This is a genomic window from Blautia sp. CAG:237 (genome assembly GCF_000436615.1).
Taxonomy (GTDB): Bacteria; Bacillota; Clostridia; order Lachnospirales; family Lachnospiraceae; genus Blautia_A; species Blautia_A intestinihominis.
The window spans coordinates 2,884-25,974 of record NZ_FR886767.1 but is presented as its reverse complement, the minus strand read 5'-3'; the positions used below and the strand labels follow the sequence as shown (position 1 = coordinate 25,974).

General features: G+C 46.9%; 19 protein-coding genes, 2 pseudogenes and 1 other annotated feature. Of the genes and pseudogenes, 9 read left to right on the top strand and 12 right to left on the bottom strand.

The features are described 5' to 3' along the window. Window positions 1–628: 2-amino-4-hydroxy-6-hydroxymethyldihydropteridine diphosphokinase (folK, locus tag QZL69_RS12770; protein WP_291519690.1), on the top strand; the 628-nt coding region annotated here is incomplete at its 5' end. A 26-nt stretch (window positions 629–654) separates the two neighbouring features. Here the strand turns inward: folK and QZL69_RS12765 are convergent. Continuing rightward, entirely contained in the window at window positions 655–1,326 is a 672-nt protein-coding gene (locus tag QZL69_RS12765; RefSeq protein ID WP_022215587.1) for a YkgJ family cysteine cluster protein, read from the bottom strand. Between the two features lie 116 nt (window positions 1,327–1,442). Here QZL69_RS12765 and QZL69_RS12760 point away from each other — a divergent pair, with 116 nt between their 5' ends. After that, the gene (locus QZL69_RS12760; RefSeq protein ID WP_022215586.1) at window positions 1,443–3,224 is read left to right on the top strand and encodes an ABC transporter ATP-binding protein; all 1,782 of its coding nucleotides are present in this window, start codon (window positions 1,443–1,445) and stop codon (window positions 3,222–3,224) included. Continuing rightward, a complete protein-coding gene (locus QZL69_RS12755; RefSeq protein ID WP_022215585.1) occupies window positions 3,221–4,984 on the top strand; it encodes an ABC transporter ATP-binding protein in 1,764 nt (587 codons plus the stop codon). Before QZL69_RS12760 ends, QZL69_RS12755 begins: the two co-directional genes overlap by 4 nt. Before the next feature lie 131 nt (window positions 4,985–5,115). Here QZL69_RS12755 and QZL69_RS12750 read toward each other — a convergent pair whose 3' ends face one another. From QZL69_RS12750 to QZL69_RS12735, 4 genes are read right to left on the bottom strand one after another with little or no spacing between them, the layout of a single operon-like run. Then, window positions 5,116–5,535, bottom strand: a complete 420-nt coding sequence (locus QZL69_RS12750; RefSeq protein ID WP_022215584.1) for a C-GCAxxG-C-C family protein — start codon at window positions 5,533–5,535, stop codon at window positions 5,116–5,118. Between the two features lie 21 nt (window positions 5,536–5,556). Further along, on the bottom strand, window positions 5,557–7,155 hold the full coding sequence (locus QZL69_RS12745; protein ID WP_022215583.1) for an ABC1 kinase family protein: 1,599 nt from the start codon (window positions 7,153–7,155) through the stop codon (window positions 5,557–5,559). A gap of 21 nt (window positions 7,156–7,176) precedes the next feature. Next, entirely contained in the window at window positions 7,177–7,563 is a 387-nt protein-coding gene (locus QZL69_RS12740) for a hypothetical protein (protein ID WP_022215582.1), read from the bottom strand. 34 nt (window positions 7,564–7,597) lie between these two features. After that, window positions 7,598–7,978, bottom strand: coding sequence for a diacylglycerol kinase family protein (locus QZL69_RS12735; protein ID WP_022215581.1), 381 nt, complete (start codon window positions 7,976–7,978; stop codon window positions 7,598–7,600). Between the two features lie 247 nt (window positions 7,979–8,225). On the opposite strand from QZL69_RS12735, the gene QZL69_RS12730 reads away from it, so the two are divergent. Beyond that, the gene (locus tag QZL69_RS12730; protein WP_022215580.1) at window positions 8,226–9,098 is read left to right on the top strand and encodes a phosphoribosylaminoimidazolesuccinocarboxamide synthase; all 873 of its coding nucleotides are present in this window, start codon (window positions 8,226–8,228) and stop codon (window positions 9,096–9,098) included. A gap of 163 nt (window positions 9,099–9,261) precedes the next feature. Beyond that, entirely contained in the window at window positions 9,262–10,560 is a 1,299-nt protein-coding gene (locus QZL69_RS12725) for an HlyC/CorC family transporter (RefSeq protein WP_022215579.1), read from the top strand. 101 nt (window positions 10,561–10,661) lie between these two features. On the opposite strand, the gene QZL69_RS12720 is transcribed toward QZL69_RS12725, so the two are convergent. From QZL69_RS12720 to QZL69_RS12710, 3 genes are read right to left on the bottom strand one after another with little or no spacing between them, the layout of a single operon-like run. After that, the gene (locus QZL69_RS12720; RefSeq protein ID WP_022215578.1) at window positions 10,662–11,651 is read right to left on the bottom strand and encodes a guanosine polyphosphate pyrophosphohydrolase/synthetase; all 990 of its coding nucleotides are present in this window, start codon (window positions 11,649–11,651) and stop codon (window positions 10,662–10,664) included. Between the two features lie 44 nt (window positions 11,652–11,695). After that, window positions 11,696–12,895 (bottom strand): 23S rRNA (uracil(1939)-C(5))-methyltransferase RlmD, encoded by a 1,200-nt coding sequence (gene rlmD, locus QZL69_RS12715; RefSeq protein WP_022215577.1) that lies wholly within the window; start codon window positions 12,893–12,895, stop codon window positions 11,696–11,698. After that, complete coding sequence (locus tag QZL69_RS12710; protein WP_022215576.1) at window positions 12,896–13,807, bottom strand: radical SAM protein; 912 nt, start codon at window positions 13,805–13,807, stop codon at window positions 12,896–12,898. Between the two features lie 118 nt (window positions 13,808–13,925). Next, window positions 13,926–14,171: a binding site (T-box leader), on the top strand. 66 nt (window positions 14,172–14,237) lie between these two features. Between QZL69_RS12710 and ilvB the strand changes: the two genes are divergently transcribed. Next, window positions 14,238–15,956: a biosynthetic-type acetolactate synthase large subunit gene (gene ilvB / locus QZL69_RS12705; protein ID WP_022215575.1), complete on the top strand. Its 1,719-nt coding sequence runs from the start codon at window positions 14,238–14,240 to the stop codon at window positions 15,954–15,956. Window positions 15,957–15,969: 13 nt separating this feature from the next. Then, window positions 15,970–16,479 (top strand): acetolactate synthase small subunit, encoded by a 510-nt coding sequence (gene ilvN / locus QZL69_RS12700; RefSeq protein ID WP_022215574.1) that lies wholly within the window; start codon window positions 15,970–15,972, stop codon window positions 16,477–16,479. A gap of 92 nt (window positions 16,480–16,571) precedes the next feature. Here ilvN and QZL69_RS12695 read toward each other — a convergent pair whose 3' ends face one another. After that, entirely contained in the window at window positions 16,572–17,648 is a 1,077-nt protein-coding gene (locus tag QZL69_RS12695) for an NAD(P)H-dependent flavin oxidoreductase (protein ID WP_022215573.1), read from the bottom strand. 212 nt (window positions 17,649–17,860) lie between these two features. Here QZL69_RS12695 and QZL69_RS12690 point away from each other — a divergent pair, with 212 nt between their 5' ends. Next, window positions 17,861–18,841, top strand: coding sequence for a restriction endonuclease (locus QZL69_RS12690; protein ID WP_022215572.1), 981 nt, complete (start codon window positions 17,861–17,863; stop codon window positions 18,839–18,841). A 17-nt stretch (window positions 18,842–18,858) separates the two neighbouring features. Here QZL69_RS12690 and QZL69_RS12685 read toward each other — a convergent pair whose 3' ends face one another. Together QZL69_RS12685 and QZL69_RS12680 are read right to left on the bottom strand one after the other, a co-directional pair. Then, window positions 18,859–20,229 carry an MATE family efflux transporter gene (locus QZL69_RS12685; protein ID WP_022215571.1) on the bottom strand — a complete coding sequence of 457 codons (1,371 nt, stop codon included), beginning with the start codon at window positions 20,227–20,229 and terminating at the stop codon, window positions 18,859–18,861. Window positions 20,230–20,369: 140 nt separating this feature from the next. Continuing rightward, window positions 20,370–20,672, bottom strand: a pseudogene (locus tag QZL69_RS12680) (hydrolase); the annotation flags it as partial. A gap of 175 nt (window positions 20,673–20,847) precedes the next feature. Between QZL69_RS12680 and QZL69_RS12675 the strand changes: the two are divergent. Next, window positions 20,848–22,788 carry a hybrid sensor histidine kinase/response regulator gene (locus tag QZL69_RS12675; RefSeq protein ID WP_022215569.1) on the top strand — a complete coding sequence of 647 codons (1,941 nt, stop codon included), beginning with the start codon at window positions 20,848–20,850 and terminating at the stop codon, window positions 22,786–22,788. Between the two features lie 61 nt (window positions 22,789–22,849). Here QZL69_RS12675 and QZL69_RS12670 read toward each other — a convergent pair. Then, window positions 22,850–23,091 (bottom strand): annotated as a pseudogene (locus QZL69_RS12670) (DNA-deoxyinosine glycosylase); the annotation flags it as partial.

Below are 23,091 nucleotides of genomic sequence, written 5' to 3'. Positions count from 1 at the left end.
CAAAGAGCACACCTACAAACTTCTCGAAGCTCTCGCCGAAAATCTCTGCCAGATGCTCCTTTCGGAACTGCCCTTATTAAAAAAGATCACACTCCGCATCGAGAAACCATGGGCTCCTGTAGGGCTTCCGCTCGATACCGTTGCCGTTGAGATCACCAGAAGCTGGCACACTGCCTATGTAGCTTTCGGCTCCAACCTCGGGGACAAAAAGAAATACCTGAATAACGGGATCCAGGGACTCAAAGATACACCAGGCTGCGAAGTGGAAGCTGTGTCCAAATATCTGGTCACAGAACCTTACGGTGGTGTAGAACAGGATGAATTTCTGAATGGAGTCCTGAGACTCCGTACACTCCTGACTCCGGAAGAACTGCTCGACAGACTTCATGAACTGGAGGCAGAAGCCAACCGCGAACGCCTGATCCACTGGGGGCCACGTACCCTGGATCTTGACATTCTCTTTTATGACAATGAGATCATCGACACTCCGGATCTTCACATTCCGCATATCGACATGCAAAACCGTGATTTTGTGCTGAAACCGATGGATGAGATCGCACCATACTACCGTCATCCGGTACTGAACAAAACCATCCACCAGCTTCTCGATGAACTTCTCGCCAAATAAAGCTTTCAGACCTTCTGAGTCCGGAGTCATACTCCAAGGCTCAGAAGGTTTTTTGCTTCTTTCAGACGTTCGTAGAACTGTGCATAGAAGTCCTGTGATTCTTCATACGGTTTCGTATAGAAACGGCTGATCACATACATATTCAGGTTTCTGATCAGTTCCGTGTCCTCTGTCTGATAAAAAACTTCCTGCACATCCAAAAGGAACTGATGCCAGTCCCAGACAAATTTCTCGTACTGCCGAAGATCCGGTGTGTCGATCCATTTCTTTACTTTGATCTTGGAGCGGTTTTTCTTCGCACATTCATGGATCTGGATGATATACTTAAAGCCATCTTCTGTATAATATCTTCCAAGTGGAAACAGGCGGCAGAATCCCGGACGGATCGCATGCACAGAACATCTGCCCTCTTCATTTAAGAACACACAGCTCTCTTCTTTTCCCTTCATCATCAGATGTGGAAGGATATTTCCGTCAGATACGCCAAGTTCCAGAACTATCCCGATCAGTTCCTGTGGCTGTTTTCCAAGTCCTCTTGACAGACGACAGACATCATACGGATCCAGGATCACAGAATCTCCCATTCCCTTGCAGCAGTCGCAGCATCCCTTACAATCCTGACAGTCTGCCTTTACCATATCATTTGCATCATATAATCTTCCATCTGAAATCTCTTCCAGAGTTACCTCACGCCGCATATTTCTACCCCTTTTCTTCTATAATAAGTAAATATTGTTTTTAATCGTTGCAAGCCTTATGATACAGGACTATAATAGGGATTGTCAATCATCAAGAAAAATGGAGGAAACACAAAATGCGATCTCTCGCAATCTACCTGAGAAACTACAAGAAAGAAAGCATCCTTGCACCTTTCTTCAAATTTCTGGAAGTTGTGTTTGACCTGCTTGTTCCGGTAGTCATCGCCCAGATCATCGATGTGGGTATCGCAGGAAATGACCGTCATTACATTATCGAACGGTTTTTTATCCTTGTCCTGATGGCTGCTGCCGGACTTACAGTCAGCATCACAGCCCAGTTTTTTGCTGCAAAGGCCAGCGTTGGATTTGCCACAGAACTCCGTCAGGCTGTCTATGACCATGTGCAGAAACTTTCTTACATGGAACTCGACACCCTCGGAACAGACACTCTAATCACCCGCCTTACCGACGATATCAACCAGGTACAGAATGGTGTAAATATGGGACTTCGTCTTCTTCTTCGAAGCCCGTTTATCGTACTCGGCTCCATGGTCATGGCATTCACCATCAACTTCCGCTGTGCCCTGGTCTTCGCCGTTGCGATCCCATTCCTGTTTCTGGTCGTTTTTGTGATCATGTATCTCAGTATCCCGCTTTTCCGCAAGGTACAGAGCCGTCTGGATACCGTCACAAGACTGACCAGGGAAAACCTCACCGGTGTACGCGTCATCCGTGCATTCTGCCGCGAAAAAGAATCCGTACAGGAATTTGACGAGAGCAACGAACAGCTCACTAAATTAAATGAATTCGTCGGCAGACTTTCTGCCCTTCTCAATCCGGTGACTTACGTACTCATCAACATCGCGACTGTCATCCTGATCAGCAACGCCGGTCTCCAGGTAAACCTTGGAAACATGCAGCAGGGTGAGGTCGTAGCGCTCTACAACTATATGGCACAGATGATCGTCGAGCTTATCAAACTGGCTTCCCTGATCATCACCCTCAACAAATCCGCAGCCTGTGCAGGCCGTGTGGCAGATATCCTCAAAGTAAAAACTTCCATGGAGTACCCGGCAGCTTCCGCTGCTCAGACTTCCGGCAAAAATGCCCTCGAATTCGAGAACGTTACTTTTGCCTATGCAGGTTCCAGCGAACCAAGCCTTTCCGATATCAGCTTCTCTGTCAAAAAAGGCCAGACAGTTGGTATCATCGGCGGTACCGGAAGCGGTAAATCCACACTTGTCAATCTGATTGCACGTTTCTATGATGCGACACAGGGTACTGTCCGTATTGATGGACAGGATATCCGCAGTTACAGCCAGCAGGATCTCCGTGAAAAGATCGGTGTTGTACCACAGCGTGCAGCACTCTTTAAAGGAACGATCCGCGAAAACATGAAATGGGGACGCGACGATGCCACAGATGCAGAGATCTGGGATGCACTCACTACTGCCCAGGCGCGTGAGATCGTTGAAGGCAAGGACGGCCAGCTTGATTTCAAACTGGAACAGAATGGCCGCAACCTTTCCGGCGGACAGAAACAGCGTCTCACCATCGCGCGTGCCGTTGTCAAGAAACCAGAATTCCTGATCCTGGACGACAGTGCCAGTGCACTTGACTTTGCGACAGATGCAGCACTTCGTAAATCCCTGCATCAGTTGAGCGGCAATGTCACCACCTTCCTGGTATCTCAGCGAGCTGCCAGCATCCGTCAGGCAGACCTGATCCTCGTTCTGAACGATGGTGAGCTTGTCGGCAAAGGCATTCATGATGACCTGATCCGCTCCTGCGAGATCTACCGAGAGATCTACTTCTCCCAGTTCCCTGAAGAACGGGCAAAATATGATTCTTCAAAAACTGCCGTTTCCGGCAATGCTGCGGAGGTGACCTTATCATGAGTACAAAAAACAAACAGCAGTCAAATGCAAACAGCACAGAAACTTTGTGGAAGGTACTCCGTTTCATTGGAAGATACCGTCTGCTCCTGATCCTCAGTATCATCCTTGCCGCAGTCTCCGTAGTCCTTCAGCTCTACGTACCGGTACTGTTTGGTGACGCGATCGACCAGGTCGTTGCAGAACATCAGGTAAACTTCCAGGGGATGTGGTATTACCTTTCCAGGATCCTTGTCATGGTCGTTGTATCCAGTCTTGCTACCTGGATCATGAACATCATCAACAACCGTATGACTTTCCGTACCGTGCAGGACATCCGTGCCAAAGCGATCCGTCACATCCAGAAGCTTCCGCTTTCCTATCTGGACGGACACAGTACCGGAGATATCATCAGCCGTGTCATTGCAGATACGGATATCCTTTCCGACGGTCTTCTGCTTGGATTTACACAGCTTTTTTCCGGTATCGTGACGATCATCGGTACTCTGATCTTCATGTTCTCCAAGAACTTCTGGATCACACTGATGGTCATTGTCCTGACACCGCTCAGCTTCTTTGTGGCAAAATTCATTTCCTCACGTTCTTTCCATATGTTCCGGAAACAGAGTGATGCCCGCGGCCGTCAGACTGCTCTCATCGAGGAAATGATCGGAAACCAGAAGATTGTTCAGGCATTTGGTTACGAGGACAAATCCTCTGCCCGCTTTGCCGAGATCAACCAGGAATTAAAGGAATGCAGCCAGAAAGCTATCTTCTACAGCAGTCTGACCAACCCATCTACCCGTTTCGTAAACAATGTCATCTACGCAGGTGTAGCTCTGGTCGGTGCCTTTATGATTCCTGGCGGTGCTCTGACTGTCGGCGGACTTTCTGTACTGCTCTCCTATGCGAACCAGTACATGAAACCATTCAATGATATCAGTTCCGTTATCACAGAACTTCAGAACGCACTTGCCTGCGCCACCAGAATCTTCGCACTTCTGGAAGAAGAACCGGAAAGCAAAGATCCTGAGGAAACGATTTCCGATGTTAAAGGTGAAGTCGATATCGACAATGTCAGCTTCCGCTATGTTCCGGACAAGAAGCTTATCGAAGACTTCAATCTCCATGCAGAGCCTGGTAAACGTATCGCGATCGTCGGACCGACCGGATGTGGTAAAACTACTTTTATCAACCTGCTGATGAGATTTTATGATGTGACCGGAGGAACCATTTCCATCGACGGACATCCGATCAACGAGATCTCCCGCCATTCCTTACGAAGCAGCTTCGGTATGGTCCTTCAGGAAACCTGGATCAAAAACGGCACTGTCCGTGACAATATCAACATCGGCAAACCGGATGCCACTGACGAAGAGATCATCGAGGCAGCAAAGCGTTCCCACAGCTGGGAATTCATCCGCCGTCTCCCGGACAAGCTGGATACCATGCTCAAAGAAGACAGCTTAAGCCAGGGTGAAAAGCAGCTTCTGTGCATCACCCGTGTCATGCTCTGCCTGCCGCCTATGCTGATCCTGGATGAAGCGACATCAAGCATCGATACACGAACCGAACTCATGGTTCAGGAAGCGTTTGACCGTCTGATGGAGGGTCGTACCAGCTTCATCGTTGCACACCGTCTGTCCACGATCCGAAATGCAGATGAAATCCTCGTCATGAAAGACGGAAGCATCATCGAACAGGGCTCTCACGAAGAACTGATGGCAAAAGGCGGATTCTACCAGAATCTTTATAACAGCCAGTTTGTCAAAGTTGCTGAATGATCCTGGATCTTTCGTAAAGATCAATGAATGCACCGCCGGTGTTTCCTCAATATGCAATATCAAAAAATCCTGCCGGACCAGAAAGGTATTCCTCTCTGCTGTGGCAGGATTTTTGTTTGTTATTGATATTATTATTTCTCTTTCTGTGATGCCAGATATTCTTCTGTCAGGGCAACTGCATCGCGGATGCAGTCCGGGCAGGCACGGAGAATTTTGCCGGTCTCTACGCCTTTGAGGTCACGGCAGAGATAGGAGCCGTTCTGCTCTGCAAATTTGTTGATGTAGGCTTTGACTTTCTTGTAGGTATCGCCCTTGGTCATCTTGCCTTTCTCCGGATCTCCCACACTGTTCTGCAGTCCGATCACCATCATCATTCCTGACAGCGCACCGCACATATCCATGATCCCCATTCCGAAACCAAATCCTTCTGCGATCTTGAACATCTCTTCTCTGTCCACTCCAAACTCCTCACAGAATGAACATGCAACTGCCTGTGCACAGTTATATCCCTGATCGTGAAATGCGATCGCCTGTTCTGCTTTTGTACTCATTTAAAAAAATTCCTCCTGGTATTATTTTTTTGAAAAAAAGTGTTTCAAAAACACATACATCACAATGATAAACGCACTGATATACCCCAGTGCTCCCAACGCCGGGATCCCCCACAGCTTTGGCTTCATATCTGTCGTACAGATAATACTGGAACTGATCAGAAGTGCCATCACCCACAGTCCCATAACGATATTTCGCACCAGCCTTCGGAGCAGTCTGGAAAGATCATCTGCCACATGGAGATCCAGATTGATCTTCGTCTGTCCCTTCATACAGCCCTGCAGAAAATCTGCCGCAAGCGACGGAACTTCGATGGATTTCTTGAAGGACCGGTAGATGTTTTTGGTATTTGCCCTGAGCTCCTTCTTCCAGTTTCCCTCGCCAAAAAATTCTTCTTTGATGCGGGCTGCCGCAATCTGGACCATATTGATCTCCGGACTGATGTCTGCAAGGACTCCTTCTACATGAGTCAGACCCCGCGCCAGCATGGTAAGTCCGTGAGGCATCATGATCTTGTTTTCCTTCATGACCTCCATGAGATCTACCATGACCTCTGCAAGATCGATATTTCCGATATCTGCAGTTCCATATTTCTCCATCAGATCCTGGATATCCTGATAGAGCTTGCTGTGGTCGGGTTTGCCCTTGAATTCTCCAAGTGCCAGAACTGCATCCTGGATCTTTCCGATATCATTCAGTGCCACGCCTTCCACAGCCTGGCTGATCAGTTCTCTGTCTCTCTCCGTGAGCCTTCCCATCATTCCCATATCGATCCAGACGATCTTGCCGCCCCGGATCCGCACATTGCCAGGATGAGGATCCGCATGGAAAAAGCCATCCTCGATCACCTGCTTGATGAAGTTGTCCACAAATTTGCTTCCGATTTCATTCAGGTCATAGCCGTTCTGCAGAAGTTTTTCTTTATCGTTGATCGCGATCCCGTCAATATATTCCATGACCAGTACATGCGTCGTTGTATATTCTCGATACAGGATCGGCGTTTTTACAAAGGCAACGCCCTTGTTCTTTTTGGCAAACTCGGAAATGTTGGCGGCTTCTGTCAGGAAGTTCATCTCCTCCTGTGTCACTGTCCACAGTTCGCTTAAGACCATGTTCAGGTCAACGGCACCCTTGATGCTGACCGGCGGCATCAGCCGCACTGCCTTGTGCATCAGGCCAATGTCCCTTGCCATCGTCTCGTAGATTCCCTTGCGCTGTACTTTGACGACAACTTCCTCACCTGTTTTGAGTGTTGCCCGGTGAACCTGTGCAATGGATGCGGAACCGAGTGGTCGCTCCTGGATCTCTTTGAATTCTGCCTGCCAGGGACATCCCATCGACTCTTCCAGAACCTCGATCACCTCCGAAAAAGGCATCGGCGGTACATCGGAGCACAGTTTCATCAGCTCATCGCAGTAACGCTTGGGAAGGATATCTGAACGAAGTGACATAAGCTGACCCAACTTGATATAAGTTGGGCCCAGATCTTCCAGTATAAGACGAAGTTTCTCCGGAGAGACGCCTCGCGTGATAGAATGTTTCTTCAGAACAGCTGTGATTTCTTTGAGGCGCTCTCCGTAACCGTCTTTCTGCTCTGCTTCATTGTCTGGTCTGCTCATTTGCTGCTCCGTTTCTGTTGTTTATTCTTCCGTTGTTTCCTGTGCCGGCTCTTCAGCTGCTGCAGGAGCTTCTTCCTTTGGAGCTTCCTCGGCTTTTGGTTCTTCCTCTGCCTTTGGTGCTTCCATCTTGAGGATCTGCTCTTTGAGTTCTGCAAGCTGCTCCGGTGAAAGTTTGGCAAGGGTATCCTTGATGTCTTCCTTCGGTGCTTCCGGTGCAGGTGTTGTCTTGGTCTTGATTGTTTCTTTGATGTTGTGTTTCAGTTCCTGATTCAGAACCTTGCCCTGCTCTACGGTAAGTTCACCTTTCTTAACCAGCTCGTCCAGGATCTCCTTGGATTTCTCTGCTGTCACTGCAACAGTACCTACGCCTGCGAGTAAAAGTTTTTTAAGTCCGTTTCCTAATTCCATAATATATATCTCCTTTCATAAAATCTTATCATTTTTAAAGCTGCTTCAGAAACAAAAGCCCTTTCGGTACAAAGATCAGAAGTCCGACGATCGCTGCCATGATCGCTGCAATCAGGACTGCTCCTGCTGCCGTATCCTTGGCGATCTTTGCAAGCGGATGACACTCGGTGGTCACGAGATCTACCACAGCCTCAACTGCTGTGTTGACCAGTTCCAGTGCCATCACAAGCCCGAACAGCCCAAGACAGATGCACCATTCTGTGATCGAAAGTCCCAGGATCCATCCGGCGATCACGACAAGAGCCGCGACTGCAATATGTATCTTCATATTTCTTTCATTTCTGATGCAAGTAAAAATCCCTTCAAAAGCATAACTAAAGCTCTTGTGCAGCGGATCCTTCTTTCTGCCTGCCATTCTGCTCACCTGCCTTTTGTCTTCTATATACGGATTGTTCCGCAGCAAGCTGCGCAATTCGTTTAGTTATATTATAACAGAATTGTCCTAAAACAACCATAGTTCTGTGCAAATTTTCACATTAATATATATTTTTTGCATTTAATCACATGCTTGTCAAAATCTCTCTTGACAGTCCGGCATAAAAAGTGATACTTTACTACTGTAAAATTTCCAATCAAAAAACCAAATGACGAGGTATGAGAAGATGCAGGAATTAAAACCAATCAAAGAAGGTAAAGTACGTGAGATTTATGACAATGGCGACAGCCTGATCATGGTTGCCACCGACCGTATCAGTTGTTTCGATGTGATCCTGAACAATGAAGTCACCAAAAAAGGCACTGTACTGACACAGATGTCCAAATTCTGGTTCGATCTGACAGAGGATATTCTGCCCAACCATATGATTTCTGTCGATGTAAAGGATATGCCGGAATTTTTCCAGCAGGAGAAATACGAAGGCAAATCCATGATGTGCCGTAAGCTCAACATGCTCCCGATCGAGTGTATCGTCCGTGGCTATATCACCGGAAGCGGCTGGGCAAGCTACAAAGAAAACGGCACTGTCTGTGGTATCAAACTTCCGGAAGGTTTAAAGGAATCCGACAAGCTGCCTGAACCGATCTACACACCATCCACCAAGGCTGAGATCGGTGACCACGACGAGAACATCTCCTTCGAGCAGAGCATTGACCACCTGGAGAAATACTTCCCGGGCAGAGGACGCGAGCTTGCAGAAAAACTTCGTGACAATACCATCGCATTATATAAAAAATGTGCAGAATATGCACTGAGCAAGGGAATCATCATTGCAGACACCAAATTCGAATTCGGTCTTGACGAGGACGGAAACATGGTGATCGGTGATGAGATGCTCACTCCTGACAGCTCCCGTTTCTGGCCATTAGAAGGCTATGAACCAGGACATGGACAGCCATCCTTCGACAAACAGTTCGCACGTGACTGGCTGACCTCCCATCCGGGAAATGACTGGACACTTCCGCAGGAGATCGTTGACAAGACTATCGCCAAATATCTCCAGGCATACAAGATGCTGACTGGCAAAGAACTTGCATAATCTATGCCTTACAACTGCCCACCTCTGACAGGCTGGGCAGTTTTTTGCGTTCTTGCTCTTTTATAAAAACTTGCCAAAGCTATGAAAACAGTATATAATAAATGCATATTTTTACCATTAAGGTATTTATTCTATCAAAACACCAAAGGAGTGAACATTTAAAGTGGACATACGTGACACTTACCAATTTATCGTACTTGCTGTTTTGCTGGCACTCTCTGCTTTCTTCTCTTCTATTGAGACAGCATTGATGTCTGTAAACAGGATCCGGCTTCGTACCCTGTCAGATGACGGCAACAAACGAGCAGCTCTTGCCCTGGACATTCTGGAGAACAAGACCCCCAAGATGCTCAGCGCGATCCTGATTGGTAACAACATCGTAAACGTATATGCATCATCGCTTGCAACTACACTTGCATATCACCTGGGAGGCTACATGGTCAGCATTGCGACGCTGGCTCTGACGGTTGCGATCCTGGTATTCGGAGAGATCACACCAAAAAACTATGCAACACTTAATTCCGAAAAGCTTACCCTGCGTTATATCACTGTCATTCATTTTCTGATGACTCTCATGACACCCGTGATCTTTGTGATCAATCTGATATCCAGATTTTTCCTGTACATCCTGCATGTGGATCCGGATGCTGTCAACAAAGCCATGACCGAGGAAGAGCTCCGTACCATCGTGGATGTCAGTCATGAGGACGGTGTCATTGAATCCGACGAGAAAAAAATGATCTACAATGTTTTCGATCTCGGAGATGCAGATGCCAAGGACATCATGGTTCCCCGTGTCAATGTAACATTTGCCAACGTAAACAATACTTACGAAGAACTGATCGATATTTTCCGAACCGACAGATTTACCCGTCTTCCGGTTTATGAGGACACACAGGATAATATCGTTGGTATCATCAATATGAAGGATCTTCTTCTTTACAATCAGGATGATCCTTTTGATATCCGGAACTTTCTCCGTAAGCCGCATTTTACCTATGAATACAAGGATATCTCTGATCTTCTCGTTGAGATGAGGGAATCCACGTTCAATATCGCTATCGTTCTCGATGAATACGGCGAAATGACCGGTCTCATCACCCTGGAGGATATCCTTGAGGAGATCGTCGGTGAGATCCACGACGAATACGACGAGAACGAGGATGAACTTATCAAGAAGATTTCCGATCGGGAATACATTGTAGAGGGTTCCATGAGCCTTGACGATGTCAACGATCATCTTCATACGGAATTTACTTCCGAGGACTATGACTCTCTCGGAGGTCTGATCATCGAATATCTTGACCGTCTCCCGGAGGACGGCGATGAGGTTGTCACCGCTGACAATGTCCGGCTGGTTGTCGACAAGCTTGACAAGAACCGTATCGAACGGGTACATGTCTATCTTCCAGAACCTGCTGTTGAAGATGCAGAGGAACCTGACGAAAGCAAAGAATCCTGATTATCCTAATAGTAAAGCCCGCTCCGGCAATCACAGTAATTGATTCTGCCGGAAACGGGCTTTTCTTATTATATTGCAATGGGACATGCCAGTTTTTTTCTCTAATCTATCAGATCGTTCTGGAACCGTGACAGATGCTCATACGGAAGGATCAGTCTTCCCCTGTACAGGCCGCATCCGTCATTGATCAGGCTGTTGTTCACTGCTGCAAACATATTGACATCAAGCTTCGAAAGTTCCAGTTTCTGAAGACGCATCCCTCTTTCATACGCCTCATCAAAATAAATGCACTCTCCCTCCGGGATCGCATCTCTCCTTGCTCTCGCCTCGTCCTGTCCTTTCTCATAGCCAAGATGGTTTGCCGGTCCGATCTCAGCCACATCGTCCATGGACTTTGTCCGGAGCTGGACCTCCATAAAACATCTGGAACTGTTATCATACAATGTGATATGTAGTGATCGATAATCCTGCGGCGTTTTTCCTGCAACATAGTCGCGGTAATATGGACGGACCTCATCATTCAGAAACTCTGACGGACTCTCCATGATCCCTCTCGCTGACTCTACCGTAAATCCACGTTCTTCCAGAAAGGCCGGAAGTACATTTGCAATCTCATAGAGATACTTCTCTTCTACTTTTTCTCTGTCCTGCTCGCTCTTGAGATGGCATCTCGGCATGGAGATCACAATCCGGTAAGCGATCAGGTCACGAAAACAGGTCAGGCGGTTTTTGATCTCGGAAACGGATGGATAAGTTCCATGTTCCATATGATAATCATAAATATATTCTACAATATAACCGTTGAATTTCTCCTCCGCACGGATCAGGGATTTGATCCTGCCCTTGAACGTAAACGCCAGAAACGGATACTCCCTCGCCATATACTTATAAAATTCCCGAATCTTCTGAGACTGCGCAGTAAGGAAATCATTATGTTCCAGAAGCTCCGTGATCTGCAGCAAAAAATTACAATGCGCCAGATCGATCTCATTCCTGCTCTTCCGCGCATCCCTGCGGAGATCCCCCGAATAATTATGAAGGATCCGCAGAAGCGTATCTCCTGAATATAGGTAATCGTTTAATGTGATCATAGTTTGTGCCCCCTCTGTTTTATCAGCCGTTGGATCTTTTATTGTTATTTTCTCTCAAGCAGCACACAATTCTCGCAATGCTCGGTCGCCGGGAACATGTCTACGGGGATGACGCGGCGGGCTTTGTAGCCGTGTTTGGTGAGGTATTTGAGGTCTCGTGCGAGGGTTGTCGGGTCGCAGGAGACGTAGACGATCTTCTTTGGGTGCAGGGTGATCACGGAAGAGAGGAACTTCTCGTCGCTTCCGCTTCTCGGCGGGTCCATGAAGACAACGTCTGCGCTTTCTCCGGCGTCTGCCATCTGGCGCATGAAAACGCCTGCATCGTTGTTGTAGAAACGGACATTTTTGATTCCGTTGCGTTTCGCATTTGCGATCGCATCACGCACGGCGTCGGAATTCAGTTCCACGCTGATGACTTCTTTTGCCTTGTCGCTGGCGATCAGACCGATGGTTCCGATTCCGCAGTATGCATCAATCACGCGCTCTTTGCCGGTAAGTCCTGCCAGTTCGATTGCTTTGCCGTACAGTTTCTCTGTCTGAACCGGATTGACCTGATAGAAAGATTTGGAGGAAATACGGAAAGTCTTTCCGCGGAGTTCATCTTCGATATAACCCTTTCCATAAAGAACCGTTTCCTTCTCGCCAAGGATCATGCTTGTCTTTTGTCCGTTTACATTGAGAACGATCGTCGTGATCTCCGGATGAAGCTTACGCAGTGCCTTGACAAAGTTATTCTTGGATGGCAGGATCGGTGATCCGAGCACGAGAACTACCATGATCTGTCCGCTGTGATATCCTGTGCGGATCAGCACGTGACGGAACAGGCCGTATCCCGTATCTTCATTATAAGTCTTGATCTTGAAGGATTTCAGAAGCCCGCGGATATCACGGATGATCGCATCGGCTCTCTGGTCTTCGATCAGACATTCATCGACCGGCACAATAAAATGTGTTCCCTCCTGGTAGATTCCTGAAATCACAGTGCCATCTTTCTTATGACCAAAAACTGCATGGACTTTGTTTCTGTAATGGAAAGGATCGTCCATTCCAATGATCTTCTCCACCTGACAGTATGGCTTCAGAAGTTTCGCAACCTGTGTCTGTTTTTTCTTTAACTGCTGCTCATACGGCATGTCAAGAAGCTGACATCCGCCGCATTTGCCATGCACTGGACAGAGTGATTTTCCGGCAGACTTTGCCTTGTAATTTTTCTTATTGTTTTTGAATTTCTTTTCTGATGTCATTTATACTCCTTCTCCGTTGAATTCCGGTATAAAACTTTCTTTTGCCGTCTCACCCTCCTGGATAAAACAATTCGTCACTCCAAGAGAGATCGCATGGTCGAGCAGACGGTCATACTCTCTGTCCGTAACTTTTCTGGATAACTGCGGATCGTCTTTCATCGCCGGCATCGGCGTGTACTGGCTCATCAGGCTGATATAGATCTGGTCACCATAAGTCCCATATAAATATTCCAGTACCTTTTTGGAATTCCGTACATGTCCCGGCAAAAGCAGATGACGCACGATCACACCTTTTTTCATCATTCCCCGCTCATCAAACTCCGGCATTCCGACCTGACGAACCATTTCTTCCAGTGCTTTCATAGCAACTTCCGGATAATCCTTTGCATGTGAATATTTCCCCGCAAGGTCAGCCTCCAGATATTTAAGATCCGGAAGATAAATATCGACCAGCCCCTCCAGATACCGCAGCATCTCGGCTTTTTCATATCCACTGCTGTTGTACACCACCGGGATCGTAAGCCCCTGCTCTTTCGCAAGGATCAGTGCTTCCCGCACCTGCGGCAGAAAATGTCCCGCCGTCACCAGATTGATATTGTTTGCCTTCTGTACCTGCAGATCCAGAAAAAGTTCTGCAAGGTACTCCACTGTGATCACCTTACCGCTCTGCCCTTTGGAAATCGTCCGGTTCTGGCAGAACGCACATCCCAGGGAACAGCCGGAAAAAAACACCGCCCCGGAGCCTTCTTTTCCTGAAATACACGGTTCTTCCCACATATGAAGGGCGGCCCGTGCTACCATGATCCCTGCATCCACGCCGCAGAATCCCTTCTGGCCCGCCAGGCGATCCACGCCGCAGTTTCTCGGACAGAGATGGCAGTCCTTCAGCATTGTCTGTAATTCTTCCTGCATAAAATTTCTTCTTTCTTTTTAACTCCCCCTATTCTACCAAAAAAGAACCCAAAATCCAAGTTATTCGTTGACAAATTCTGTTGCTTCCCGTATAATTATCATAAATTTTCAAATATCTTTAAATGCAGTGACGGGAAGCAGTACATGATTTCAGTATGCCCAGAGAGAAGGTGGCTGGTGTGAACCTTCGTGACAGAATTATGGAAGTAGTCCCCGAGCAGTGAACTGAACCATGATCTTATCTGGATCATACAGTAGGCTTCAACGTAGTTTCCACGTTACAGGAAAGCAGTATGATCATGTACTGGCAGAGAGAGAGTATTCTCTGAAATCAGGTGGTACCACGGATTTATCCGTCCTGAGCATATATTATATGCTTGGGACTTTTTTTATGGTATCAGAATCTTTTTTATCAAAGGAGGGGTTTTATTTGAAACAGATTTCAGGAAACAAGCTTTTAGTAAAAGCCTTAAAAGAAGAAGGTGTTGAAACTTTATTCGGATATCCTGGTGCATGCACCATCGATATCAGTGACGAATTATACAGACAGAACGGGATCGACATTATCCTTCCGCGCCATGAACAGGCACTTGTCCATGAAGCAGATGCCTATGCAAGAACTACCGGCAAAGTCGGCGTATGTCTTGTAACCAGCGGTCCTGGTGCTACCAACCTTGTCACCGGACTTGCAACTGCCAACTATGACAGCGTTCCTCTCGTATGTTTTACCGGCCAGGTTGCCAGACATCTGATCGGAAACGACGCTTTCCAGGAAGTTGACATCGTAGGGATCACCCGCAGCATCACCAAATACGGCGTGACCGTCCGCAACCGTGAGGATCTCGGCCGCATCATCAAAGAAGCTTTTTATATCGCAAGAACCGGCCGTCCGGGACCTGTTCTTATCGACCTTCCTAAGGACGTCATGGCAGAACTTGGAAGCGCAGAATATCCTAAGAGTGTAAATATCCGCGGCTACAAACCAAACACCAGCGTTCACATGGGCCAGCTCAAAAAAGCCCTCAAGATGCTTCAGAAAGCCAAGAAGCCTCTGTTCCTCGCAGGCGGCGGTGTAAATATCGCTCACGCAAACGAGATTTTTACCACTGTAGTTGAGAAAACACAGGTTCCAGTCGTTACAACTGTCATGGGACGTGGCGCGATCTCCACAAAGCACCCGTTATTCATCGGAAACCTTGGAATGCATGGTTCCTATGCTGCAAACATGGCAGTCAGCAACTGTGATCTCCTGTTCTCCATCGGAACCCGTTTCAACGACCGTATCACCGGCAAGCTCCACGAGTTTGCACCGAACGCACAGATCGTTCACATTGATATTGATACTGCATCTATTTCCAGAAACATCCACGTAGATGTTCCGATCGTTGCCGATGCCAAAGAAGCGATCACAAAAATGGCTGAATACGTTACCGACTGCGGTACCAAAAAATGGCTTTCCGAAATCGAAGGATGGAAGAACGAACATCCACTTACCATGAAAAATCGCCCGCTTATGGGACCTCTTGATATTTTTGCAGCGATCAACGAACAGTTTGATGACGCGATCATCGTCACCGACGTTGGACAGCACCAGATGCTTACTTCTCAGTTTGTCGATATCACTGAGAAACGTCAGCTCATCATGTCCGGCGGTCTCGGCACCATGGGCTATGGCCTTCCTGGCGCGATCGGTGCACAGATCGGAAATCCGGATACTCCTGTCATCTCCATCTCCGGTGACGGCGGTGTACAGATGAACATTCAGGAACTCGCAACTGCAGTTCTGGAAGAATTACCGATCATCTGCTGTATCTTCAACAACACTTACCTTGGAATGGTACGCCAGTGGCAGAAATTATTCTACGGCAAACGTTACGCAATGACCAACTTAAGAGCCGGTGCCCTCTCTCGCCGTACTGACGGTGAAGAATATCCGGAATACACACCGGACTTCGTCAAACTCGCCGAAAGCTATGGTGCCAAAGGCATCCGCGTCTCCAAACGTGAAGAAATCGCCGCTGCTTTTGAAGAAGCAAAGAAAAATAAGAAAAGACCTACGATCATCGAGTTTCTGATCGATCCGGAGGAAATGGTCTATCCTATGATCAAACCAGGCGGAACACTTGCAGATATGATCATGGATTGTTAGGAGGTATCAGGATATGGATAAAGGAATGAAAACAAGATGGATCTCTCTCTATGTAGAAAACCAGGTAGGTGTACTCTCCAAGATCTCCGGGCTTTTTTCCGGAAAGTCCTATAACCTGGACAGTCTTACCGTTGGAACCACTGAGGATCCTACAATCTCCAGAATGACGATCGCAACTGTCAGCGACGACGAAACATTTGAACAGATCAAAAAGCAGTTAAACCGCATGGTCGAAGTCATCAAAGTCATTGACTTTACAGATATCTTCGTCCGCATGAAAGAGATTCTTTACATCAAAGTCAAGAAATGCTCCGCAGCAGACAAGGTGGAACTTTTCCAGATCGCAGAGACCTTCAAGGCAAGAGTCATCGATTATGGCAAAGACAGCCTTCTTCTTGAGTTTGTCCAGACTGCAACCAAAAACGATGCCGTTGTCAAATTGATCAAAGAAGAATTCAAGTACATCGAAGTCGTTCGCGGCGGAAGTGTCGGAATTGAGTCCATCAGCATGATGGAACGATAAATTAACAGGCAGTGCTGATCTTGTCCCCGTCTTTTATGACCGGTTACTGTACAAGATCAAATGCTGCCTGTTTTTTACACTGTTTAACTTTTTTAATATGCCAGTTCCTGCATCAGTTCATGAACGGTCGTCATCTCATGGATCCTTCCGACATTCGCTCCACAGAAGATCAGACCCTTATCAAGATTTCCCTTCACCGCCTCGATCAGTGCTTTTGTGATGCAGTACGGGACTTTGCGCGGGTCACATTTTTCCAGACAATTGTAGCATTTACGGATCGGCTCTCTTCCTGCTTCCAGGTGCCGGATAAATTCATTTCGAAGCGCACGCCCCGGCATTCCCACCGGGCTCTGCACGATCTGGATATCAGATGTCTCCGCCTCAATGTATGCTCTCTTGTATGCCTCAGAAGCATCACACTCCTCTGTTGCCACAAATCTGCTTGCGATCTGCACACCATCTGCGCCGAGTTCCATCACATGATCAATATCTGCCCGGTCAAAAACCCCTCCCGCAACGATCACCGGGATCTTTCTGTCAAATTTCTCTTCGTATTCCTTTTTGCATTCGATGATCCTGCAGATTTCTTCATCAAAATCCAACGCATTTATATCTGCCAGCTGCTCCCTGGAAAATCCAAGATGTCCCCCTGCTTTCGGTCCTTCGATCACAATAAAATCTGCTGTCCTGTCGTATCTGTGTGCCCACATTTTGAGTATCAGATTCGCCGCACGCCTGGAAGAAACGATTGGTGCGATCTTCGTTCCTGATTCTTCACTCACCAGTTTCGGAAGATCCATCGGAAGTCCCGCTCCGCTGATGATCACATCTGCGCCTGCTTTCACCGATTCCCGGACATGTTCCTCATAATGTTTCAATGCCACCATGATATTGACCCCGACAAGTCCTCTGCCGCCCGCGATTTCTTTTGCTTTCTTTACATGCTTCCCTATCGCGATACGGTTACATTTTGCCTGATCTTGCTCAAATCCCTCTTCATCATATCCAATCTGTGCCGTCGAGATCACCCCAACGCCGCCCTCTCGCGCTACCGCTCCGGCAAGACTGCTCCGGCTGATCCCGACTCCCATACCGCCCTGGATGATCGGAAGCTGCGCCGTCTTTTCTCCAATGCGAAGTTCTTTGAGTGTACTTTTATCTGTATTCATCCTGATTTCTCCCATCTATCATTTATTTTGATTATCAAACTATTTGATAGTATACTCTTTCGTAATTGTGATGTCAATGTATTGCTGAATCTTTTTCTAGTTTATATAGTTTTTATTACTACTTATGTTTTTATTAAAAATCATTGGACAAATCAGACTCTTTTTACTAAAATAGCTTCATACTATACAGACTGACAAAGAGGAAGTTTTTTATGAACTATCAGGATGGATTTGAATTTGAACACCGCTGCGCGGCATTTCTCAAAACCAAGGGCTATCGCAAAGTAAGCGTTACACCACCAAGCGGCGACCAGGGGATTGATGTGATCGCATACAAATCAGGGGTGAAATACGGCATACAGTGTAAATATTATTCTGCTCCAGTCGGAAACAAGGCGGTACAGGAAGCATACAGCGGGGCTCGCTTCTATGACTGTGACCGTGCTGTGGTCATGACAAACCATACCTTCACAAAAGCTGCAAGAGAACTCGCCGATAAACTGGAAGTAGAATTATGGGAGCATTGTTCACCTGGCAGAGAAACAGGAAAATTCCGCAAACTGATCCATGCTTTTCTGTTTCTTTTTCTTCTGGCAGGAATTGCTGCGGGTGCTTCCATGCAGATTTTTCAGTATCCAAAACCGTCTCTTCTGAACTATCTGGATGTTTTTCTGGCGGTCACTGCCTCCCTTTTGGGTATCTTCGGATGGCGTTTTTTGTCACTGAACCTGCTTTCCGGAGCTTTGTATCTGATCCTGTTTTTCCTGCTTCTGTTTTCCGGGGCAGCAAAGATCCTTCCTTCTGAGGTTCTTCCGGTATTTTTGCTCCCGGCAGTCCTTCTCTCCGGACATGCCATTTTTTTGCAGCGGCAAAAAAGCTCTGACAGCGACGGCCAGGATTCCACTGACCATCAGAGGACTTTATCAAACCAGAATACCGGCAAAGCCTACACCAGACTTCTCTCTCAGGGGCTTCGCTCCAAAGTGCAGTTTCTGTCCTCTGAGGAAGCCGACTACGGAGAAAAATTTCTTTATCACATAGACGAATGCTCTGCCAAAGATCTTGCTCTCCTCGAAAAAGAAATGAACCGCTCCATGAAAGACCACTACCGCCTTCAGAGAATCAACAATTCTCAGTTTTATCTGCACCGCATCCCCAAAAAGAACAAAAAAAATCAGGACAGTTCCGACTGAAAACTGTCCTAATTTTTTTATTTGTGGTCTTTGCCATTTGTGCCAAAGATCTTTCTCATATTTACATTCATGATAAAATAATACATCACGATCAGAAGGCCGCCCGCAAGCACCCAGGCTGCCGGACCTGCCAGACAGACACCCGGATAGCTTCTCTTTGCCCCGGCGATCACCGCTACAACGCCTCGTCCGATCAGCTCTGCGACACCCGCCATCATCGGAAGGAGTCCATAGCCAAGTCCCTGAATACCATTTCGGTAAATATTTACCACTGCCAGCGGAATAAAGAAAATCCCGATACATTTCAGATAAATATCTACGGAATTCATAATGATATCAACATCTTCTGATACAAAAAGATAGGTCATATATTTGCCGACAGTCATGATAAATCCTGCTGCCACGAAGGAATATACAACACCAATAACCGTACATGCCTTGAATCCTTCACGGATACGCTTCACAGAACCGGCGCCCATATTCTGGGCTGCATAAGTTGCCATCGTCGTTCCCATTGCCACATATGCCTGTGTTACCACCTGCTCGATCTTGCCTGCTGCCGTGTACGCTGCAACCAGTGTTGATCCGAGGATATTTAAGGAAGACTGCACCATCATGGTACCGATCGCTGTGATCGAATACTGCAGTGCCATCGGAACTCCGATCCGAAGCTGGTTTTTGTAGATCGTACTTCCAACATCCAGATCTTCACGCTTCAAATGAAGAATCGGAATCTTCGCAATGATATAAAACAGGCAGAGGATTCCGGAAACGCCCTGTGCAATAACCGTCGCAACTGCGGCTCCCTTCGCGCCCATCCCGAATCCTACGATAAACACAAGATCCAGGACAATGTTCAAAAGTGCGCTTATAATAAGAAATACAAGCGGAAGCTTACTGTTTCCAAGCGCCCTGAGGATACTGGACAGAAGATTATAAAGCATCTGTGCCAGGATTCCGCCGCTGACGATCATTATGTACGAATATGCGTCCGCAAAAATATCCGATGGCGTATTCATAAGGATCAGAAGCGGTTTCATAAATACCATAAACAGTATCGTCAGAAGTGCTCCGACTACAAAAGAAAGGATCCCTGCTCCCGCTACTGTCTTTCGCATGCCCTTCATATCACCGGCTCCGAATTTCTGCGCCGTGAGGACAGTAAAACCAGCCGTCATTCCCACGACAAAACCATAGATCAGAAACATGATCGTTCCCGTGCTGCCGACCGCCGCCAGAGCCTTGTTTCCGACAAACTTACCAACGATCACAGCATCTGCCATATTGTAAAACTGCTGAAATACATTACCGATAAAAATCGGCAGGGTAAAGCCAAAAATAATCTTCATCGGATTTCCGACAGTCATATCATTCTGTGCTGATTTCATTTCTACACTCCTTATTTTTTCTTTAATCGAATGCATATTATATACTGCTTTTTGGTATTCGTAAACCCGTTTTTTTGATTATTTTTGAAAATATTTCTGTCTGTTTTTCGTCAGTTTTACTCTTCGCTTCGCATCTCTGCCTAGATCTCATCTTCGCAGGTCGCCATCGCCTCAAGAGTCATGGTCAGAAGCTTCGGAAGTTCCCATCCAAGCTGCTCTGCCCCGCGCTCGATGACCTCTCTGGAACATCCTGCCGCAAAACCTTTGCTCTTGTATTTTTTCTTGAAGGATTTAAATTCCATGTCCTTTGTACTCTTGGACGGACGCATCAGAGCGACTGCCCAGATCAGCCCTGTAAGCTCATCTGCCGCGAAGAGGACTTTTTCCATTTCGTGCTCTGGTTTTACATCGATCGTTGCCCCGCATCCAACAGTGATCCCATAAAAATTCCTCCTGCTACACATTTTAATTTCTATTAATATACTACTTTACTATGTTGAAGTCAATTTTGTGTTTTCCTGTTTACAGGATTGTTTCTGTCCTGTTATAATAGAAATAAAACATCTGTGGAATTTCGTATCATCTTCCCCTTTTGTAAAACTGAAATGAGGTATTTTCATGAGCAAGCCCAGACATGCAGACAAAGATTCTGCTCCCACATCTTCTGGTTCAAAGCAGATCCATCATCTGTCCAATTATATCTTTTTATTTCTGCTGGCTGTATTTCTTATCGCAGTTTATACTTTTCTACTGCAAAAAAGCTACAGTACCAGCACTCTGGAGGCAAACGTTGACCAGAATATCACTTGTTCCGATGCCATCCACAAACTTGTTTCCAACACTTTTACCAGGGACGACTTTACGGACATCAACACGGTTGATGATATGTCCTCTGAGCGGTATCAGACACTTCAAACTACTTTGAACCAGATCCGAAGCCTGAATTCCACCCGATATCTCTACACTGCCAAAAGCAACTCTGAGGGAAAACTGATCTATCTGGTCGATGGCCTCGATCTTGATACCTCTGATTTTGCTTATCCGGGAACCTACATAAAGGATGAAATGATTCCCTACATTAATTCTACACTGTCAGGCAAAACCATTTATTCGCAGGAGACCATTGACACCACATGGGGACATATCTTCACAGCATGCTATCCCGTCAAGGCAACCGATGGCTCCAACGAGATCATCGGCGCACTCTGCATCGAAATGGACATGGAATCTGCCTATACTTTTCTGAGCAAAAGCAGCCGGAATTCTCTCCAGATCGCAATCGCCGCAGCCATCATTGCACTGCTTCTGCTTGTCTGTGTTTATCACATTCTGCAGAACCAGAGGGCGAAGGACAGGGAACAGCAGATGCTCCTCAGGAATTCTGCCGCTGCCGCCGAAGCTGCAAACAAGGCAAAATCCGCATTCCTCTTTAATATGTCACACGACATCCGGACTCCTATGAATGCGATCATCGGCTACGCAGGGCTTTCCCGGAATCATCTGCATGAACCAGACAAATTAAGCGAGTATCTTTCCAACATCCGCACCTGCGGACAAAAAATGCTCTCCATCATTGACAACATCCTGGAGATTGCCCGGATTGAAAACAACCAGATCCTTCTCGAAGAAAGCATCTGCAACATTGAAGAAAGTTTTGACTCCTGCATCGTCATGTTCAATACGGCAGTTCAGGAAAAGCACCAGACTATTACCGTACATAAGCAGGTTGCAAATCCTTATGTCTATATTGACAGTTCCCATCTGTCCGAGATTGTACTCAATGTTATCAGCAATGCCATCAAATACACCGGGCAGAATGGAAAAATCGACTGCTGTCTTACTCAGAAGCCGCATGAAGATGCCGACTGGTGTTACATGGAAATCTCTATTGCTGACAATGGTATCGGTATGTCCGAGGAATTCCAGGCACATATTTTTGAATCCTTTTCACGTGAACGTTCTTCTACCATAAGTGGTATCGAAGGCACCGGTCTTGGCATGGGTATCGTAAAAAATCTGGTAGACCTGATGCATGGAACGATCGAGATCCAGAGCAGTCCGGGAAAAGGCTCCACTTTTACGATCTGTATTCCATGCCGCACTGCACGCAAAGAAGAGGCTGAGCCAAGGAAATCCTCATCCGACCGCCCACAGAAAACTCTTGCAGGAAAAAGGATCCTTCTTGCTGAGGATAATGATCTGAATGCTGAGATCGCCATCGAACTTCTCAGTGAAGAAGGTCTGCTTGTCGACCGTGTCAGCAACGGCGTTGCCTGTGTGGAAAAACTCGAGAAAGCAGCACCTGATTTTTATGATCTGATCCTCATGGATATTCAGATGCCCGTCATGAACGGATATGACGCCACCCGCAAGATCCGACAGTTAGAGGATCCATTCCGTTCCAGCATTCCGATCATCGCCATGACTGCCAATGCTTTTGCCGAAGACCGTCAGAAAGCGCTCTTTGTCGGAATGAACGACCATGTCGCCAAACCTGTTGATATGAATGTCCTGATTCCTGTATTGGAAAAACATATACGAACCAAAAAAGAAAATTAAGTCAGAAATCCCCATCCGGTCAGTATCAGGCTGACATTGGATGGGGATTTTGTTTGCTTTTTTATTTAAACCCACTAATCTGTGACCAGGCTTCTTTGAGCCGGTCCAGGGAATAGCCTGCATTGGCAGGGCTGGTTGACGGAAGCTTATGTGCCTCGATGCCATTTACCGGGTAAATATATTTACAGTACAGCTCGTACGCCTTGCCGCCATTCGTATAGATTGCCTGGATGTCAGCAGTGTCCAGTATTTCGGACAGATCATTTGGGACCACATCGCGGATGCTCGCATCGGAAGAGCCCT

Excerpts from the sequence above, each read along its gene's own strand:
- QZL69_RS12765 (WP_022215587.1), bottom strand. The coding sequence starts at position 1,326 with ATGCGGCGTGAGGTAACTCTGGAAGAGATTTCAGATGGAAGATTATAT.
- QZL69_RS12760 (WP_022215586.1), top strand. The coding sequence starts at position 1,443 with ATGCGATCTCTCGCAATCTACCTGAGAAACTACAAGAAAGAAAGCATC.
- QZL69_RS12755 (WP_022215585.1), top strand. The coding sequence starts at position 3,221 with ATGAGTACAAAAAACAAACAGCAGTCAAATGCAAACAGCACAGAAACT.
- QZL69_RS12750 (WP_022215584.1), bottom strand. The coding sequence starts at position 5,535 with ATGAGTACAAAAGCAGAACAGGCGATCGCATTTCACGATCAGGGATAT.
- QZL69_RS12745 (WP_022215583.1), bottom strand. The coding sequence starts at position 7,155 with ATGAGCAGACCAGACAATGAAGCAGAGCAGAAAGACGGTTACGGAGAG.
- QZL69_RS12740 (WP_022215582.1), bottom strand. The coding sequence starts at position 7,563 with ATGGAATTAGGAAACGGACTTAAAAAACTTTTACTCGCAGGCGTAGGT.
- QZL69_RS12735 (WP_022215581.1), bottom strand. The coding sequence starts at position 7,978 with ATGGCAGGCAGAAAGAAGGATCCGCTGCACAAGAGCTTTAGTTATGCT.
- QZL69_RS12730 (WP_022215580.1), top strand. The coding sequence starts at position 8,226 with ATGCAGGAATTAAAACCAATCAAAGAAGGTAAAGTACGTGAGATTTAT.
- QZL69_RS12720 (WP_022215578.1), bottom strand. The coding sequence starts at position 11,651 with ATGATCACATTAAACGATTACCTATATTCAGGAGATACGCTTCTGCGG.
- rlmD (WP_022215577.1), bottom strand. The coding sequence starts at position 12,895 with ATGACATCAGAAAAGAAATTCAAAAACAATAAGAAAAATTACAAGGCA.
- QZL69_RS12710 (WP_022215576.1), bottom strand. The coding sequence starts at position 13,807 with ATGCAGGAAGAATTACAGACAATGCTGAAGGACTGCCATCTCTGTCCG.
- ilvN (WP_022215574.1), top strand. The coding sequence starts at position 15,970 with ATGGATAAAGGAATGAAAACAAGATGGATCTCTCTCTATGTAGAAAAC.
- QZL69_RS12695 (WP_022215573.1), bottom strand. The coding sequence starts at position 17,648 with ATGAATACAGATAAAAGTACACTCAAAGAACTTCGCATTGGAGAAAAG.
- QZL69_RS12690 (WP_022215572.1), top strand. The coding sequence starts at position 17,861 with ATGAACTATCAGGATGGATTTGAATTTGAACACCGCTGCGCGGCATTT.
- QZL69_RS12685 (WP_022215571.1), bottom strand. The coding sequence starts at position 20,229 with ATGAAATCAGCACAGAATGATATGACTGTCGGAAATCCGATGAAGATT.
- QZL69_RS12675 (WP_022215569.1), top strand. The coding sequence starts at position 20,848 with ATGAGCAAGCCCAGACATGCAGACAAAGATTCTGCTCCCACATCTTCT.